The sequence below is a fragment of the Lentzea xerophila genome (assembly GCF_051094245.1).
GTDB lineage: Bacteria > Actinomycetota > Actinomycetes > Mycobacteriales > Pseudonocardiaceae > Lentzea > Lentzea xerophila.
Genome location: NZ_CP194934.1, coordinates 7,289,353 through 7,305,594 on the forward strand (window position 1 = coordinate 7,289,353; position 16,242 = coordinate 7,305,594).

A 16,242-nucleotide genomic window follows, 5' to 3' on the forward strand; every position below is an offset into this window, starting at 1 on the left:
AGTGAGACGGATCTGGGACGACGCTGTCCGCGCGCTCGGCGGCGCACCGGACGCGGGCGATCTGACGGAGCGCTACGCCGAGCCGCATCGGGCCTACCACAACACCTTCCACGTGCTGTCCGTCGTCCGTGACTCATCGGCGCTGGCCGACGCGTTCGCGTTCACGGTGCCAGAGCGCGCGATCCTCGCCCTGGCGGCCTGCGCGCACGACGTGATCTACGACGGCAAGCCCGGCGACGACGAACGCGCGTCCGCCGCCTGGGCGCGAGAACGCCTGGCAGGACTGGAAGAACAGCACGTCGCCCGGGTGGAGTCGCTGGTGCTGGCGACGATCACGCATTCGTCCGGCGACCCGCTGGCGCACGTGCTGCTCGACGCCGACCTGGCCGTCCTCGGCTCGGCACCGGAGCACTACGAGCGCTACCGCCTGGCCGTGCGGCAGGAGTACTCGCAGTACGACGACGCGACGTGGCGTGCGGGCAGGTCGAAGGTGCTCAGGACCCTGCTCGACCGCGAGGACCTGTTCGTGACCGGTCCCGCACGGCAGCTCTGGGACGCCGCCGCGCGGACCAACCTCGCCCGCGAGCTTCAGTCGCTGGCCTGAACCTCGAGGCGTGCCTTCCGGACGCTGTAACCGAAGTAGACGACGAACCCGAGGGCCATCCAGGCGAGGAACGCGATCCAGGTGTCGAGTCCGAGACTGAACATCATGTAGAGGCAGAACGCCAGGCCCAGCAACGGCGTCACCGGCGAGAGCGGCACCCGGAAGGTGCGTTCGCGGTCCGGTTCGGTGCGGCGCAGGATGATCACCGCGACGTTGACCAGCCCGAACGCGAACAGCGTGCCGATGCTCGTCGCGTCGGCCAGCGACCCCAGCGGCACCAGCGCGGCGAGCACGGCGATGAACAGGCCGACGACGACCGTGTTCGCGAACGGCACACCGGTGCGCGGGCTGAGCTTCGCGAAGATCGACGGCACGAGCCCGTCGCGGGACATCGCGTACAGGATGCGCGTCTGTCCGTAGAGGACAGTCAGCACGACGGAAGTCGTTGCCACCACCGCACCGATCGACAGCAGGATCGGCCAGATCGCGCCGTCGACGTTGTCCGTCAGCACCCGGCTCAACGCGGCCTCGGTGCCCTCGAACGTCTGCCACGGCATCGCGCCGACCGCGGCCAGGGCGACCGCGCAGTACAGCGCGGTGATCACGACGAGGGACAGGATGATCGCCCGCGGCAGGTCGCGCTGCGGGTTCCTGGCCTCCTCACCGGCGGTCGACGCGGCGTCGAAACCGATGTAGGAGAAGAACAACGTGGCCGCCCCTGCGCTCACGCCCGCGAGGCCCAGCGGGAACAGCGGTTCCAGGTTGCCCGCCCTGAACGCGGTGAACGCGACCGCGCAGAACATCAGCAACGCGCCGATCTTCACCCACACCAGGATCGTGTTCGTGCGCGCACTGCCCTTGGCGCCGCCCAGCAGCACCAGCATCGCGATGACCACGACCAGCACGGCCGGGATGTTGACGATCCCGCCCTCGCCCGGCGGCTGGCTCAGCACGTCCGGAATCCGCACGCCCAGAACGAGGTGCAGCAGCTCGTTGACGTACTGCCCCCACCCGACCGCGACCGCCGCGACCGAGACGCCATACTCGAGGACGAGGCACCAGCCGCAGACCCACGCGACGATCTCGCCGAGCGTGGCGTAGGTGTAGGAGTACGAAGAGCCGGACGCGGGGATCAGGCCCGCGAGCTCGGCGTAGGACAGCGCGGAGAACAACGCGGTGATGCCGGCCAGCACGAACGACACGACGATGGCGGGACCGGCGAGCGGCACCGCCTCTCCCAGCACGACGAAGATGCCGGTGCCGAGCGTGGCGCCGATGCTGATCATCGTGAGGTGGCCGACGCCCATGGTGCGCTTGAGTTCGCTGCCAGGGTGAGTCAGCTGGTCGATCGGCTTGCGCCGCAACACCCGCGCCCCGATGCGCTGTCCGTTGCTCATCCGGCCAACATAACGTTCTCGCCGGAACCTATTTGCCACCGATGGGCCGGAACGTGCGGCGGTACGTGTCCGGCGGCACACCGACCGTGCGGTGGAAGTGCCGGCGCAACGTCGTGGCGGTACCCATGCCGGACGCCTGCGCGATCTGGTCCACGCTGTCGTCCGTCAGCTCCAGCAACTCCTGCGCGCGCCGGATCCGCTGGGTGTGCAGCCACTGCAACGGCGTGGTGCCCGTCACCGCCCTGAAGAGCCGGGCGAGGTGCCGCGAGCTCATGTTCGCCTGCCGGGCCATGTCCTCGACACTGACCTCCTGGTCGAACCGCGCCGAGACCCAGTCGAACAGCTCCGTGAGCGGGTGCCCCTCACCGGACGGGACGGGCGCCAGCACGAACTGCGCCTGCCCGCCGTCGCGATGCGGCGGCACGACGAGCCGACGCGCTGCCGTGTTCGCCACCGAGGTGCCATGGTCGCTGCGGATCACGTGCAGGCTCAGGTCGATCGCCGCCGCCTTGCCCGCGCTCGTCATCACCTGGCCGTTGTCGACGTAGAGGACGTCCGGGTCGACCGTCACCCGCGGATACCGCCTGGCCAGCTCGTCGGTGTGCCCCCAGTGCGTGGTCGCCCTGAGCCCGTCGAGCAACCCGGCTTCCGCCAGCACGAACGCGCCCGTGCACAGCGACACGATCCGCGCGCCCTCGTCGTGGGCTGCCCTGACGGCCTGGACGAGCTTCGGGTCGAGGGGCTGGTCCACGTCCTCGACAGCGGGCACGACGACGGTGTGCGCCCGGCGGAGCTGGTCGAGCGGCAGGTCCGGTTCCAGCGAGAACCTGCCGAGACGAACCGTCTCGTCTCCGCAGATCCTGACGTCGTAGCCGAGCTGCGGGGCGGTGAAGATCTCGTACGTGGCGGTCAGCTCGAAGTGCAGCATCCCGCCGGCGACAGCGAACGCAAGCATGTCCGAAAGTGTACGCATCGTGTCGTTCCAGACACTGGCTCGACCGTCGGCCCACCTCTTGAATGGTCCACATGGGACACAAGATCGCGGTCTACGGCGCTTCGGGAACGACAGGACGCTTCGTCGTGGCGGAACTGGCGAAGCGCGGGCACGACGCTCTGCCGTTCGGCCGCGCACAGGCCACCACCGACGACCCGGCAGCGCTCGACCGCGCGCTGGCGGGCGCCGACGCGGTGATCAACACAGCCGGCCCGTTCGCCGTCACCGCCGCCCCGCTCATCGCCGCCGCCGAACGCGCCGGCATCCCGTACGTGGACGTCGCGGCCGAGATCGAGGCGAACGCCGACACGTTCGCCCGCGGCGCCTCGGTCCCCGTGGTGCCCGCGATGGCGTTCTTCGGCGGACTGGCGGACCTGCTGGTCACGGCCACGATGGACGACTGGACCACCGCCGACTCCGCCCACGTCGCCTACGGCCTGAGCGGCTGGCAGCCGACCCCGGGCACCCTCACCGCCGGCGCGGTCTCCCGTGAGCGCCGAGCAGGCCAACGAGTCCGCTTCAACGACGGCGAACTGCACTACCACTCCGACACCCAACCGACCCTGAGCTGGGACTTCCCAAGCGGCCCACGCGAGGTAATCGGCGAGTTCTCGATGGCGGACGTAGTAACGATCCCCAGCCACCTGCAAATCCCGTCGGTGACGTCCTACATGTCAACCACAGCCGCCCAAGGCCTGAACGAGGGCACAACGCGCCAGCAACCGGAAACCTTCGAGCTAGACGTACGCGTACGCAGGGCCTCAACGGAACGCCGCCTAACCGCAACAGGCACCGACATCTACGCGGTAAGCGCCCCTCTAGCCGTAGAGGCAGCAGAACGCCTGCTGACAAACCGCTTCCACACAACCGGCGTAGCCGCACCAGGCAAGATGTTCGACGCCAACGACTTCCTAAACGAGCTGTCCGACGTCATCCGAATCACAACCACCCCAAGCTAAGCCAATGCTGCGAAGCAGCGAGGCGAGCGAGACGGGCGGGGGGCCGCCGAAGTTGCGGAGCAACGAGGCGGCCCGGGGGTCCGGGGGCGGAGCCCGCCGGCTGGGGGTCTGGGGGCTCGGCCCCCAGAAAACACCCGGATCGGGTAAAGGTGAGCGCTGTCCGCGAACAGCGCTCACCCAAGCCGTGGAGGTGCCGGGAATCGAACCCGGGTCCTGTGGCGGCTCATCAGGGCTTCTCCGTGCGCAGTCCACTCAGTCTCTGCTTGACCCCACCAGTCACGTGAACAAGCTGGTGTGACGGGCCCAGTCGCTGTGAGTTTCCCGGACAGCCCCCGCGACCGGGACTGCTGGTAAGCCCTCTAGCTGATGCCGGACACTAGGCCGAAGGCACTCCTAGGCCGACAACCGCTGCTACTCGCTGTCAGGCAGCAAGAGCAAATGCGGTGCGCTTGTCGTTAGACGTGGCGCTTATTGGTTTGCGATGACGCTTGCGGTGGTCTCTCGCCTGCACCGGCACGCTTCCCCTGAATCAACGTCCACAGTCGAAACCGTTCACCCCCTTGTAGTGGTACGCATAGCATAACGACTGGAGCCAGCGAGTTCTTCCCGAGGCAGGTAGGGCTGTCCCCACCACCGACCGGATAGCTAGCCACATGGTCTCTGACCAGCGGGAACGACAACATGGACATCATGAGGAAACCGAACGCGCTCGCAGCCGGGTTCTACCTGCTGACCAACCTGGTGACCGGCATCTTCTGGTTCACCCTCGCGGTCGTGCTGACCGTCGTCGGGTTCGCGACGGCCATCATCTGGGTGGGTCTGCCGCTGCTGTGGCTCGCGATGAACGTCGTGCGGGGCGCCGCGACGGTCGAGCGGTCGTGGGTCAGGGCGGCGTTGCGCACGGACATCCCCAGGCCGTACCGGACGGCACCGGCCGGCACGTTGTGGCAGCGCGGGCGGGCCCAGCTCACCGATCCGGCGACGTGGCGTGACTTCGGTTACTTCCTGCTGCTCCTGCCGCTGGGCGTGCTGGAGTTCGCCACCGTCATCGCCATGTGGTCGGTCGCCGCGGCGTTCATCCTCGTGCCGTTCTGGATCGGTGAGGCGCCGTTCGCGGTGATCGTGGGCGAGTTCTGGACCATCGACTCGTTCGCGTCGGCGATCCCCGTCGCGTTGATCGGTCTGGCGTTGATCCCGTGCGCGGCCATCGGCACCAGGTATCTCGGCATGCTGCACGGCAAGTTCGCGCGCGCCATGCTCGGGCCGACCCGTGCCGACGCGCTGGCGATCGAGGCGGAGCGGCTGCAGTCCAGCCGGGCCCGCGGGGTCGAGGCGGCGGAGGCGGAGCGCCGGCGCATCGAACGCGACCTGCACGACGGCGCGCAGCAGCGGCTCGTGGCCGTGGCGATGGGGCTGGGCCGCGCGAAGTCCAAGATGGATTCCGACCCCGAGGGCGCGGCGGAGCTCATCGCGGAGGCGCACGCGGACGCCAAGCTGGCCATCAAGGAACTGCGTGACCTGGCGCGGGGCATCTACCCGTCGGTGCTGGGCGACCGGGGGCTCGACGCCGCGCTGTCCGCGCTCGCCGCCCGTGTGCCGATCGAGGTCGACCTGCAGGTCAACGTGGAGCCGCGGCCGCCGACAGCGGTCGAGAGCGCCGCGTACTTCACCGTGGGCGAGGCGCTCACGAACATCACCAAGCACTCCAACGGCACCAAGGCGACCGTGCGGGTCAACAGGGTGGACACCGGGGTGCTGGTCGAGGTCACCGACAACGGTCAGGGCGGCGCCGAGCTCAAGCCGGGTGGTGGGCTCGCCGGCCTCGCGGACCGGGCTGCCACGATCGACGGTGTGGTTGTCGTCGTCAGCCCCGTTGGTGGGCCGACCGTTATTCGAGCGGAGTTGCCGTGCGCGTGGTGATCGCTGAGGACTCGGTGCTGCTGAGGGAGGGCGTGCAGCGGTTGCTCGCCGACGAGGGCATCGAGACCGTCGCGGCGGTGGAGAACGGCGCCGATCTGCTGGACGCCGTGACCGAGCACAGGCCGGACCTGTGCGTGGTGGACGTCCGGATGCCGCCGACGTTCACCGACGAGGGCCTGCGGGCAGCCATCGAGTGCCGCCGCCACTACCCCGGGCTCCCGGTGCTGGTGCTGTCGCAGTACGTGGAGGAGCGCTACGCCGTGGAACTCCTCGCGGGCGGCGCGAGCGGGGTCGGGTATCTGCTCAAGGAAAGGGTCGCGGACGTGAAGGAGTTCGTCGACGCGGTGCGCAGGGTCGCCGACGGCGGCACGAGCATCGACCACGAGGTGATCACACAGCTCATGGTGCGCAGCAAGAAGAGCCCCGTCGACTCGTTGACGCCGCGCGAACGCGAGGTGCTCGGGCTGATGGCGCAGGGCCTGTCCAACACGGCCATCGCCGCCACGCTCGTGGTGTCCGACGGCGCCGTGGAGAAGCACGTCGGCAACATCTTCGCGAAGCTCGGCCTGGAGCCGTCGAACTCCGAGCACCGCCGCGTGCGCGCCGTGCTCGCCTACCTCGACAGCTGAAGCAGACGGGCGCCGTTGTCGTGCAGGACCGCCTGCTCGGCCGCGGCGTCCAGGCCCCACGACCGGATGGTGTCGATCTGCACCTCGTACGGGTACGGGATGTTCGGGAAGTCGCTGCCCAGCACCACCCGGTCCGCCAGCCCCGCGATCCGGGAACGCCAGCCGGCAGGCAGCGGCACCATCTGCTCCGTGAACGGAACACCCACCATCGTGGTGTCGACGTGCACGTTCGGATAGCGCTCCACCAGGTCCAACGCGCCTGAGTAGTCCGGCATCCCGGCGTGCGCGACGACCGCGGTCAACCGGGGGTGCTTCTTCAGCACCTCTTCGAACACGCCGAGCCCGGTGAACTCGCCGGGCATCGGCCCGTCGCCGCAGTGCACCACGGCCGGCACGCCGGCTTCGGCCAGCTGGCCCCAGACGCCGTCCAGCAACGCGTCACGCGGGTCGTAGCCGCCGACCTGGACGTGCGACTTGAAGCACCGCGCCCCGGCCTCCAGCGCCTTGCGCACGTACGCCTCGGCACCCGGTTCGGCGTAGAACGTGCCTGTCGGCACCGCCTCGGGGACGCGTGCCGCGAAGTCGGCCACCCACTCGTTCAGCCAGTCGGCCATGCCGGGCTTGTGCGGGTAGAGCAGGGGCGCGAACGCGACGACGCCCGACTCCCGCAGAGCGGTGAGCCGGGCGTTCTCGTCGGTGCGGTACTGGATGAACCAGTCGACCCCGCTCTCGCGCACGCGGTCGAAGTAGGCCCAGACCTTGTCCAGGACGTTCTGCGGCATGAAGTGGACATGGATGTCCACCAGTGCCATCAGTAGCGACCCTTCAGTGCCCGGCCGTGCGCCTTGGCGATCTCGCGGTTCGCGTCACGCTTCGCCAGGTCCTGGCGCTTGTCGTAGGACTTCTTGCCCTTGGCCAGCGCGAGCTCGACCTTGACGTAGCCGTCCTTGAAGTACATCTGCAGCGGCACGAGCGACAGACCGGACTCCTTGGTCTTGCCGATCAGCCGCTCGATCTCGCTCTTGTGCATCAGCAGCTTGCGCTTGCGCCGGACCTCGTGGTTCGTCCAGGTGCCCGCGACGTACTCCGGGATGTGCAGCGCGTGCAGCCAGATCTCGCCGTCGTCGACCTGGGCGAAGGCGTCCACCAGGGACGCCCGTCCCATGCGCAGGCTCTTCACCTCGGTGCCGACGAGCTGAATGCCCGCCTCGTAGGTGTCCAGAATGGACCAGTCGTGCCGAGCCTTGCGGTTCGACGCGATGACCTTCTGCCCGCGTTCCTTGACCATGACGACAACTTTACGTGTTCGTGCCAGCGGTTAAAGCCGCACGTAGAGGCGGAGTGTCACGTAGCCGGTGGTCGCCGAGATGACTATCGCGACGAGGAACAGCCAGGGCGACACGATCAGGATGTCCAGGTAGCCGATCGGCGGGATGATGCCCGACTCGGTGAGGTTCCTGGTGATCCGGTCGAGGAAGAACGCCTTGAACAGCACCAGGCCGGCGACCGCGGTGACCGAGCCGATGATGCCCGCGACGACCGCCTCGATGAGGAACGGGAGCTGCGTGTACCACCGGGTCGCGCCGACCAGTCGCATGATGCCGACCTCGACGCGGCGGGTGAACGCCGACACCTGGATGGTGTTCGAGATCAGCAGCAACGCGGCGAACGCCTGGATGAGCGCGAGGATCAGGGCGACGTCACGCAGGCCGTTGAGGCCCTCGAAGAACCTCTCGAGGAACTTGCCCTGGTCGTCGACGCCCTTGACACCCGGCTTGCCCTCGAAGGCCTGCTTGATGATGTCGGTGCGTTCCGCGTCCTCGAGCTTGACGCGGAACGTCGCGGGAATCGCCTCCGGCCGCGCGAGCTTGAGCAGTTCCGGCTGGGCCTCGAAGATGCGCTTGAAGCGCTCGAAGCCCTCGTCGCGGTTCTGGAACACCACGGTCTCGACGCCGGAGGTCTGCTCCAGCGCGGAGCGCAGGCCCGCGCACGGCTGCTGGGTGCAGTCCTTGTCGTTGGCGCTGACGTCGTTCGTCAGCAGCACGGAGACCTCGAGCTTGTCCGCGTAGTTGGCCTGCATCTTGTCGACCATGCGGACGACGAGCAGGCCACCGCCGAGCAGCCCGAGCGAGATGGCGGTCGTGAGGATCATCGCGATCGTCATCGTGACGTTCCGACGAAGGCCGGTGACGACCTCGCTGAACACGAAGCTGGTACGCATCGGGGGCGGGGTTCCTTGGGGGTCGGGGGTTAGGAGCGCTTAGCGGCCAACGCCGTAAACGCCGCGCGCGTCATCACGGACGACCTTGCCGTAAGACAGCTCCACGACGCGGCGGCGCATCGAGTCGACGATGCCGTGGTCGTGGGTGGCCATGATGACGGTCGTGCCGGTGCGGTTGATCCGCTCCAGCAGCAACATGATGTCCTGGCTCGTGTCGGGGTCCAGGTTTCCGGTCGGCTCGTCGGCGATCAGCACCAGCGGGCGGTTCACGAACGCACGGGCGATCGCGACGCGCTGCTGCTCACCACCGGACAGCTCGGTCGGGAACCGGTCCTCCTTGCCGTCGAGGCCCACCAGCTGCAGCACCTCCGGCACCACCTTGACGATGGTGTTGCGGGGCTTGCCGATGACCTCGAGCGCGAAGGCGACGTTCTCGGCGACCGTCTTCGTCGGCAGCAGGCGGAAGTCCTGGAACACGCAGCCGATCGACTGGCGCAGGCGGGGGACCCTGCGCCGCGACATCTTGGCGACGTCGAAGTTGGAGACGTAGACGCGTCCCCTGGTCGGCACCTCTTCGCGCAGCAGCAGGCGCAGGAACGTCGACTTGCCGGACCCGGAGGGCCCGATCAGGAAGACGAACTCGCCCTTGTCCATCTCGACGGACACGTCGTCGAGCGCGGGACGCGTGGAGGTCTTGTAGACCTTGGAAACGTGTTCGAGACGAATCACGAGGCGCGAGTCTACTCATGGCCGGGGTAAAGCCCCCGTTCCGGTTAACTTCCAGCCCCGGAAGGGCGGTCGGAATCTCGACACGGTGTATCCGACCAGGCACGACCCGTTCACGAAAAGAGCACGTTCGCCCCTCGTTCGGGGCTGAACGTGCTCTTCGACTCAGATCAGCCTGGGGCCGGGGGTGGCCCCCGAAGACACGCGGACTACCCCTGCTGGGACTGCTTGCGCCACCTGATGCCGGCCTCGAGGAAGTCGTCGATCTCCCCGTCCAGCACCGCGGACGGGTTGCCGACCTCGTGGTTGTTCCGCAGGTCCTTGACCATCTGGTACGGGTGCAGCACGTAGGAGCGCATCTGGTTGCCCCAGCTGGAGCCGGAGTCCTTGAGCGCGTCCATCTTGGCCTGCTCCTCCTGCCGGCGCCGCTCGAGCAGCTTCGCCTGCAGGACGTTCATGGCCGTGGCCTTGTTCTGCAGCTGCGAGCGCTCGTTCTGGCAGGACACCACGATGCCGGTCGGGATGTGCGTGAGGCGCACCGCCGAGTCGGTCGTGTTGACGCCCTGGCCGCCGGGGCCGGACGAGCGGTACACGTCGACGCGCAGTTCCTTCTCGTCGATCTCGATGTGGTCGGTCTGCTCGACGACGGGCACGACCTCGACGCCGGCGAACGACGTCTGGCGGCGGCCCTGGTTGTCGAACGGCGAGATGCGCACGAGACGGTGCGTGCCCTGCTCGACACTCAGCGTGCCGTAGGCGTACGGGGCGCTGACGCGGAAGGTGGCGGACTTGATGCCGGCCTCTTCGGCGTAGGACGTGTCGAACACGTCGACGCCGTAGTTGTGGCGCTCCGCCCAGCGTGAGTACATGCGCAGCAGCATCTCGGCGAAGTCCGCGGCGTCGACGCCACCGGCCTCGGCGCGGATGGTGATCAGTGCGTTGCGCTCGTCGTACTCGCCGGAGAGCAGCGTGCGCACCTCGAGGCTCGCGATCTCCTCGCGCAGCTTGGCGCGGTCGTTGTCCGCGTCGGCCGCCGCGTCCGCGTCCTCCGCCTCTTCGGCGAGTTCGTAGAGCAGCGGGAGGTCGTCCAGGCGCTCGCGCAGGCCGGTGACACGGCGCAGCTCACCCTGCTTGTGGGAGAGCTGGCTGGTGACCTTCTGGGCCTTCTCCTGGTCGTCCCAGAGGTCCGGGCGGGCCGCCTGCTCCTCCAGGTCCGCGACCGCGGCGCGCAACGCATCGAGATCCAGCACCGCCTCGATGCTCGAGAGCGTGGCGGAGAGGTCCTTGATGTCTGCTTCGACGTCCGGGTTCACGTAAAAAGATTACGCCAGCACCGGTCACAGTTCGCGACCGGTGCTCGCTGGCGCTCCTTGTTACGCCGTGGGGATGGCGTCGAGCAGCTTGAGAACGGCCTTCGCGTGAGCGAGACCGAACTCGGCCACCGCCTTGGCGTAGGGGTCCTCCGCGGTCTTGGCCGCGCTCTTGGCGCTTTCCTGTTCCTGACCGTACGTCGAACGCGCGGTCGTGATCAGGGATTCACGCTGCTTCGCGGTCAGCGAACCGGCGTGCACCAGGCGCAGGATGAGCGGGCTGCGCAGGTGGTCCGGGCCCGGCTCGGACAGCAGCCAGTTCTTGAAGGCCTTCTTGCCCGCCGCGGTGAGCACGTACTGCTGGCTCGACCGCGGTCCCTGCTTGCCGAGGCGCAGCAGGCCCTGGTCGGCCAGCGCGGGCAGCTCGCGGTACACCTGGCTGCGGGTCACGCTGAAGAACGCGCCGAAGCGGTCTCCTGCCTCCGCCACCAACTGGCCACCGGTCTTGGGTCCGTCGTGCAGCAGCCCGAGCAGGGCGGCTGCGGTCGCATTCAGGTCTGACACAACGACAACGTTCCCACGTCCGGGGGACGCTGTCCACAATGGTCAGCCGTTCTGTCCACAGTGGCTGATCACCGGGCTAGTCTGATGGGCCATGCGGAGCAACGAAAAGTTCCGCTGAGTAAGCGGCAGTTTTCACAGCTCACGCGTTTGGCCTCTTGACCGTCCGTGTCCATCCCGGATGGAAAAGTCCTTTCGCAGAAACGAAAGTCATCCCGCCTCACTCGATCGGCGGTACAACTCTCACCGGCCGGAGCCACCCGAATGGACGGACGAGGGCCTTCGTAGCACGACCTGGTGATGTCCTGGCCGACCTCTTTCCTACGCCCGCCCAGGAGGGAAAATGATCACTGCAAGGCAGGCGGAGCGGACGACGGAGGTCGGGGACGATGAAGAACCTGAAGTGGCTGGACCACAAGAAGGTGGCCGCCCACACGGTGGCGTGGATGACGGGAGGCATCCCGGAGCAGGCCGGCAAGGACGAGTGCATGGTGTGCGGCAAGCAGATCCGCAAGCACCGCACGGTCAACGGACAGGGCCGCATCTGCTCCAGCATGCTGTGCGCCCAGTACTGGGCGGAGAACATGACCTGAAAGCCCCAGCCACCCCGAGAGGCCATCTCCCCCAGTGGCCACGCCCCCAGAGGCGACACCACGGTGATCGGGAAAACGAAGAAGGCCGGAGCCTGTTGGCTCCGGCCTTCTGTCTAGTAGCGGGGACAGGATTTGAACCTGCGACCTCTGGGTTATGAGCCCAGCGAGCTACCGAGCTGCTCCACCCCGCGCCGCTTCTAGCTTGTCTTGCTGTCTTACCGTCTTGCTGTTGTAAGGAGAACTCTACACCCCCGAAAAACCCCTTTTCCACCACCCCCCACTAACCACATTTCCCCAGGTCAGCCACCCACAAAGCCAACCTGCCGAGATTGGGCCTGCCGAAGCCGAAGGCGAGCGCGGCCGGGGGTCCGGGGGCGAAGCCCCCGGGGTGGGGTTTGGGGGCGAAGCCCCCGGGGTGGGGTTTGGGGGCTCCGCCCCCAATACAATGCGAAAAAGTCCTGTCTGCGCACTCTGCAGACAGGACTTTCCCAACTTTGTAGCGGGGACAGGATTTGAACCTGCGACCTCTGGGTTATGAGCCCAGCGAGCTACCGAGCTGCTCCACCCCGCGCCGGTATGAATAGAACCTTACGCGGGGTGGAGCGCCAGATGCAAATCGAGAGGTCAGCCTGACGGTGTGGGGCTCGGCACAACCGAGGACTGGCCCGTCGCCGGCGCCGCGGGAGCACCGGTGTTGTACTGCTTGAACCTCTTCGAGGCGTCGTCCAGGCGGGTGTACGCCTGGCCGAGCTCCGTGAAGTTGCTGTTCTGCTGGGCCCGCTTGATGTCGGCCAGCGCCGCGTCGATGTCGTTGATCGCCTTCTGCAGCTCGGGGCTCAACGCGCTGTTGGTCGGCGGCGTGGTCGGCGGTGTGGTCTGGCCGTTGCCGTTGTTGTCGCTCGGCGGCGGCACGACCGCGCCGGCACCGCTGAGCACCTGGTCCAGCGCCTCGTTCAACGTGGACGCGTAGCCGACCCGGTCGCCGTACCAGACGAGCACCTTGGACAGCTGCGGGTACGACGTGTTGTTGGACGCGCGCTCGATGTAGACGGGTTCGACGTAGAGCAGCGCGCCGCCCACCGGGAGGGTGAGCAGGTTGCCGTAGACGACCGTCGTCTTCTGCTGTGTCAGCAGGTTGAGCTCGCGGCTGACGTTGTCCGACGTGAGGAACTGCGTCTGGATCTGCTGCGGGCCCTTGGCGTCCTGACTGAGCTGAAGAACGCTGAGCTTGCCGTAGTTCTCCGGGTCGGACGCGGCTGTGACGTAGGCCGCCATGAATTCACGATTCTCGCGGACCAGCGGGCTCTGCAGCTGGAAGCTGACCTTCTTCGGGTCGTTCGGGTCACCGGCCAGCACGTAGAACGGCGGCTGGCGGTCCCGGCGCTTGCTCGCCGCGTCGCGCTGGGCGTCCACCGTGGTCGCGTTGTCGATCGTCGGGTCCTGCGGCGGCTCCCAGTAGCCGACACCGGAGTAGAAGTCCGACGGCGACGAGACGTGGTACTTCGACAGGATCTGCCGCTGCACCTTGAACAGGTCCTCGGGGTAGCGGAAGTGCTGGCGCAGCTCGGGCGAGATGTCGCTGCCCGGCTTCACCGTGCCCGGGAAGACGCCCATCCACGCCTTGAGGACCGGGTCCTTGTCGTCGATCTGGTACAGGTTCACCGTGCCGTCGTAGGCGTCCACAGTGGCCTTGACCGAGTTGCGGATGTAGTTGACGGGCTTGTTGACCTGCGAGATGACCACGCCGTCCGCGGTGAGCGAGTCGTTCGTAGCGTCACCCAGCTGCGTGCGCTGCGCGTACGGGTAGCTGTCGAGGGTGGTGTAGCCGTCGACGATCCATGTGATGCGGCCGTTGACGACGGCCGGGTACGGGTCGCTGTCCACGGTCAGCCACGGCGCCACGGCCTGCACGCGGTCACGCGGCGTGCGCTTGTACAGGATCTTCGACTCGTCCTGGATCGACTGGTTGAAGAGGATGTTCCGCTCGCCGTAGTAGGCCGCGAACGCGAGCTTGTTGAACAGGCTGCCGACCGAAACACCGCCGGCACCGGTGTAGGTGTAGGACTTGGCGTCCGTGTCGTACTCCGCCGGCGCCGCACCCTCCGGCCGGCCGCCGACGATCGAGTAGTCGTTCGCGCCGAACAGCTCGCCGTAGTAGGTGCGCGGCTGGTCGACCTTGATGCCCTTCGGCTCGTTGCCAACCTCGCCGTTGGACTTGACCTCACCGGTCTTGAAGTCCGGGTAGCCACCGTTGGTCTCGTCCGCGACCGCGTTGACCCTGTTCGCCTCGGCGTAGACGAAGCCGTTGCCGTGCGTGTAGACGAGGTGCTGGTTGATCCAGTCGCGCTGGCCCTGCGGCAGGCTGTCGAGCTTGAGCTCGCGCACCGCGACGATGTAGTCGCGCAGCTTTCCGTCCACTGTGTACCGGTCGACGTCGAGCTTGTTCGGGAACCCGTAGAACGGCCGCAGCTGCTGGAACTGGGTGAACGTCCGCGACAGCACGGCGGGGTCGAGCATGCGGATGTTGCTCAGGGTGGCCGCGTCGTTGGTCTTGATCTGGTCGTTGCTGACGTTCTGCTTGCCCTCGTACGGCTTCGTCTCGACCTTGTCGTCGGTCAGCCCGAAAGACTGCCTCGTCGCCGCGATGTTGCGGGTGATCGACTCGGCTTCCTTCTGGATGGCGTTCGGCTTGACCGAGAACTGCTCCAGCACCGCGGGCCAGGCGGCGCCGACGAGCACGCTCGACAGCACCAGCAGGACGGTCGCGATGGCGGGCAGCTGCACGTTGCGCATGAACGCGCCCGCGAAGAAAGCGACCGCGCAGAACACCGCGATGCACAGCAGGATCAGCTTGGCCGGCAACACGGCGTTGAGGTCGGTGTAGCTCGCGCCGACGAACTTCTCGTTCTCGTGCAGCAGCAGCGAGTAGCGGTCGAAGAAGTACGCGACGGCCTTCAGCAGCACGAACGTGCCGGCGACCAGCGCCAGGTGCAACCGCGCGGGGCCGGAGAGCTGACCGCCGCGACCGGCCAGCCGGATGCCGCCGAACAGGTAGTGCGCGATCACGGCGCCGATGAACGACACCGCCGTGGTGATGAACAGCCACGACAGCAGCCACTCGTAGAACGGCAGCTGGAACGCGTAGAAGCCGATGTCGTGCCCGAACTCGGGGTCGGTCACGCCGAACGGCTGGGAGTTGAGGAACAGCTGGATCTGCTGCCAGTCCGCCTGCGCCGACGCGCCCGCGACCAACCCGACGAACACGGGGATGCCGATCGCGAACAACCGCATCCGCCGCATCACGACCGTGCGGTAGCGCGCCACCGGGTCGTCCGGCCCGGACACCGGCACGAACACCGGCCGCGCCCGGTAGGCAAGGTAGAGGTTGAGCGCGACGATGCCGCCGACCACTACCCCGACGGCCACGAACAGCCCCAGCCGGGTGAGCAGCACGGTGCTGTAGACGTCGCGGAAATTCACCTCGCCGAACCACAGCCAGTTCACATAGGTGTCGAGCAGCCGCGATCCCGTGATGAGACCGAACAGGAGCACAACACCGACGATGAGCAGTATTCGGCTGCGTCGGGACAGCTTCGGCAGTCCGACCGGAGGCCGTGTGGCCACGAGGCACGCTCCTGGATCGCGGTATTTCGATACGTACGTTTAGTCCAACTCTACGGACGACGCCCTGGGTTCCCGTGAAGTCGGCCGTCTTACGATGGCACGCGTGTCAGCGAGTGAAACGCCAGCGGTCATCCTCCCGACGGTCGCCCGCGAGGTCGAGGAGTTCGTAGGGGCCGGCGGCTGGGAGCAGCCACCCCAACTCTTCGCCCTCGTGGCCACCTCAGACCTGATCGAGCAGCAACCGGAACTGCGCGACCAGCTCGACCCGGAGTCGAGCCCGCTGACCCCGATCGCCCAGGACGCCCTGGAAGGCGACCTGGGTGACGCGCTCGCGGGCATCGAGTGGCCCCCGGCCGTCACCGGGTGCGCACTGGCCCAGGAGATCGTCGTCCTGCCGCCGGAGGCCGAGACGGAGCTGAGCCACGGCGACCTGGACGACGAGGCCGCCCGCCGGTTCGCCGCCGAACACCCGTCCCGCCGCGAGGCCCGCCTGGTGGCGGCCGTGCTGCGCGACGGCTCGGTCTGCTGCGTGCTGAGGCTGCGCGGGACGGTCGAGGTGCCGGAGGAGGTCGTCGAGCACCCCGAACTGGCACCCAACCTCACCGACGCCCTGCTCGCCACGCTGCGGCCCTAGTCGTCACACCCCCAGGCTGACACAACCCCGGCACATGCTCGCGCCGGGGTTGTGAAGTCGTTGCCTGGTG

15 protein-coding genes, 2 tRNA genes and 1 other RNA gene are annotated in these 16,242 nt (G+C 67.7%); 6 read left to right on the forward strand and 12 right to left on the reverse strand.

Annotated features, from left to right (window positions below):
- Position 1 precedes the first annotated feature (1 nt).
- Positions 2 to 604 carry an HD domain-containing protein gene (locus tag ACRSBM_RS34745; RefSeq protein WP_434450247.1) on the forward strand — a complete coding sequence of 201 codons (603 nt, stop codon included), beginning with the start codon at positions 2 to 4 and terminating at the stop codon, positions 602 to 604.
- Here the strand turns inward: ACRSBM_RS34745 and ACRSBM_RS34750 are convergent.
- Both ACRSBM_RS34750 and ACRSBM_RS34755 read right to left on the reverse strand, forming a co-directional pair.
- A complete protein-coding gene (locus tag ACRSBM_RS34750) occupies positions 589 to 2,001 on the reverse strand; it encodes an amino acid permease (protein WP_434450249.1) in 1,413 nt (470 codons plus the stop codon). The two genes, ACRSBM_RS34745 and ACRSBM_RS34750, sit on opposite strands and share 16 nt — an antisense overlap.
- Positions 2,002 to 2,029: 28 nt before the next feature.
- On the reverse strand, positions 2,030 to 2,974 hold the full coding sequence (locus ACRSBM_RS34755; RefSeq protein WP_434450250.1) for a GlxA family transcriptional regulator: 945 nt from the start codon (positions 2,972 to 2,974) through the stop codon (positions 2,030 to 2,032).
- Positions 2,975 to 3,027: 53 nt separating this feature from the next.
- Between ACRSBM_RS34755 and ACRSBM_RS34760 the strand changes: the two genes are divergently transcribed.
- Positions 3,028 to 3,954 (forward strand): saccharopine dehydrogenase NADP-binding domain-containing protein, encoded by a 927-nt coding sequence (locus tag ACRSBM_RS34760; protein WP_434450252.1) that lies wholly within the window; start codon positions 3,028 to 3,030, stop codon positions 3,952 to 3,954.
- A gap of 182 nt (positions 3,955 to 4,136) precedes the next feature.
- On the opposite strand, the gene ssrA is transcribed toward ACRSBM_RS34760, so the two are convergent.
- Positions 4,137 to 4,514, reverse strand: a transfer-messenger RNA (tmRNA) gene (gene ssrA, locus ACRSBM_RS34765).
- A 121-nt stretch (positions 4,515 to 4,635) separates the two neighbouring features.
- On the opposite strand from ssrA, the gene ACRSBM_RS34770 reads away from it, so the two are divergent.
- Both ACRSBM_RS34770 and ACRSBM_RS34775 read left to right on the forward strand, forming a co-directional pair.
- Positions 4,636 to 5,874 (forward strand): sensor histidine kinase, encoded by a 1,239-nt coding sequence (locus ACRSBM_RS34770; RefSeq protein WP_434450254.1) that lies wholly within the window; start codon positions 4,636 to 4,638, stop codon positions 5,872 to 5,874.
- On the forward strand, positions 5,862 to 6,503 hold the full coding sequence (locus ACRSBM_RS34775; protein ID WP_434450256.1) for a response regulator transcription factor: 642 nt from the start codon (positions 5,862 to 5,864) through the stop codon (positions 6,501 to 6,503). Before ACRSBM_RS34770 ends, ACRSBM_RS34775 begins: the two co-directional genes overlap by 13 nt.
- Here the strand turns inward: ACRSBM_RS34775 and ACRSBM_RS34780 are convergent.
- The 6 genes from ACRSBM_RS34780 to ACRSBM_RS34805 all read right to left on the reverse strand — a co-directional run bounded on the left by ACRSBM_RS34780 (position 6,488) and on the right by ACRSBM_RS34805 (position 11,324).
- Positions 6,488 to 7,315, reverse strand: a complete 828-nt coding sequence (locus ACRSBM_RS34780) for an amidohydrolase family protein (protein WP_434450258.1) — start codon at positions 7,313 to 7,315, stop codon at positions 6,488 to 6,490. The genes ACRSBM_RS34775 and ACRSBM_RS34780 overlap by 16 nt on opposite strands.
- Positions 7,315 to 7,791 (reverse strand): SsrA-binding protein SmpB, encoded by a 477-nt coding sequence (gene smpB / locus ACRSBM_RS34785; protein ID WP_434450260.1) that lies wholly within the window; start codon positions 7,789 to 7,791, stop codon positions 7,315 to 7,317. The genes ACRSBM_RS34780 and smpB overlap by 1 nt, the downstream gene beginning before the upstream one ends.
- A 30-nt stretch (positions 7,792 to 7,821) precedes the next feature.
- The gene (gene ftsX, locus ACRSBM_RS34790) at positions 7,822 to 8,724 is read right to left on the reverse strand and encodes a permease-like cell division protein FtsX (protein ID WP_434450262.1); all 903 of its coding nucleotides are present in this window, start codon (positions 8,722 to 8,724) and stop codon (positions 7,822 to 7,824) included.
- A 39-nt stretch (positions 8,725 to 8,763) separates the two neighbouring features.
- Positions 8,764 to 9,453, reverse strand: coding sequence for a cell division ATP-binding protein FtsE (gene ftsE / locus ACRSBM_RS34795; protein WP_434450264.1), 690 nt, complete (start codon positions 9,451 to 9,453; stop codon positions 8,764 to 8,766).
- A gap of 206 nt (positions 9,454 to 9,659) precedes the next feature.
- Positions 9,660 to 10,763: a peptide chain release factor 2 gene (prfB, locus tag ACRSBM_RS34800; protein WP_434450265.1), complete on the reverse strand. Its 1,104-nt coding sequence runs from the start codon at positions 10,761 to 10,763 to the stop codon at positions 9,660 to 9,662.
- Positions 10,764 to 10,823: 60 nt separating this feature from the next.
- The gene (locus ACRSBM_RS34805; RefSeq protein WP_030470382.1) at positions 10,824 to 11,324 is read right to left on the reverse strand and encodes a PadR family transcriptional regulator; all 501 of its coding nucleotides are present in this window, start codon (positions 11,322 to 11,324) and stop codon (positions 10,824 to 10,826) included.
- Positions 11,325 to 11,710: 386 nt separating this feature from the next.
- Between ACRSBM_RS34805 and ACRSBM_RS34810 the strand changes: the two genes are divergently transcribed.
- Positions 11,711 to 11,914 carry a hypothetical protein gene (locus ACRSBM_RS34810; RefSeq protein ID WP_434450267.1) on the forward strand — a complete coding sequence of 68 codons (204 nt, stop codon included), beginning with the start codon at positions 11,711 to 11,713 and terminating at the stop codon, positions 11,912 to 11,914.
- Positions 11,915 to 12,031: 117 nt separating this feature from the next.
- On the opposite strand, the gene ACRSBM_RS34815 is transcribed toward ACRSBM_RS34810, so the two are convergent.
- The 3 genes from ACRSBM_RS34815 to ACRSBM_RS34825 all read right to left on the reverse strand — a co-directional run bounded on the left by ACRSBM_RS34815 (position 12,032) and on the right by ACRSBM_RS34825 (position 15,538).
- Positions 12,032 to 12,105 (reverse strand) — tRNA-Met (locus tag ACRSBM_RS34815).
- A 306-nt stretch (positions 12,106 to 12,411) separates the two neighbouring features.
- Positions 12,412 to 12,485, reverse strand: a tRNA-Met gene (locus ACRSBM_RS34820).
- A 53-nt stretch (positions 12,486 to 12,538) separates the two neighbouring features.
- On the reverse strand, positions 12,539 to 15,538 hold the full coding sequence (locus ACRSBM_RS34825) for a UPF0182 family protein (protein ID WP_434450269.1): 3,000 nt from the start codon (positions 15,536 to 15,538) through the stop codon (positions 12,539 to 12,541).
- Between the two features lie 94 nt (positions 15,539 to 15,632).
- On the opposite strand from ACRSBM_RS34825, the gene ACRSBM_RS34830 reads away from it, so the two are divergent.
- Complete coding sequence (locus ACRSBM_RS34830; protein ID WP_434450271.1) at positions 15,633 to 16,172, forward strand: PPA1309 family protein; 540 nt, start codon at positions 15,633 to 15,635, stop codon at positions 16,170 to 16,172.
- Positions 16,173 to 16,242: the final 70 nt, after the last annotated feature.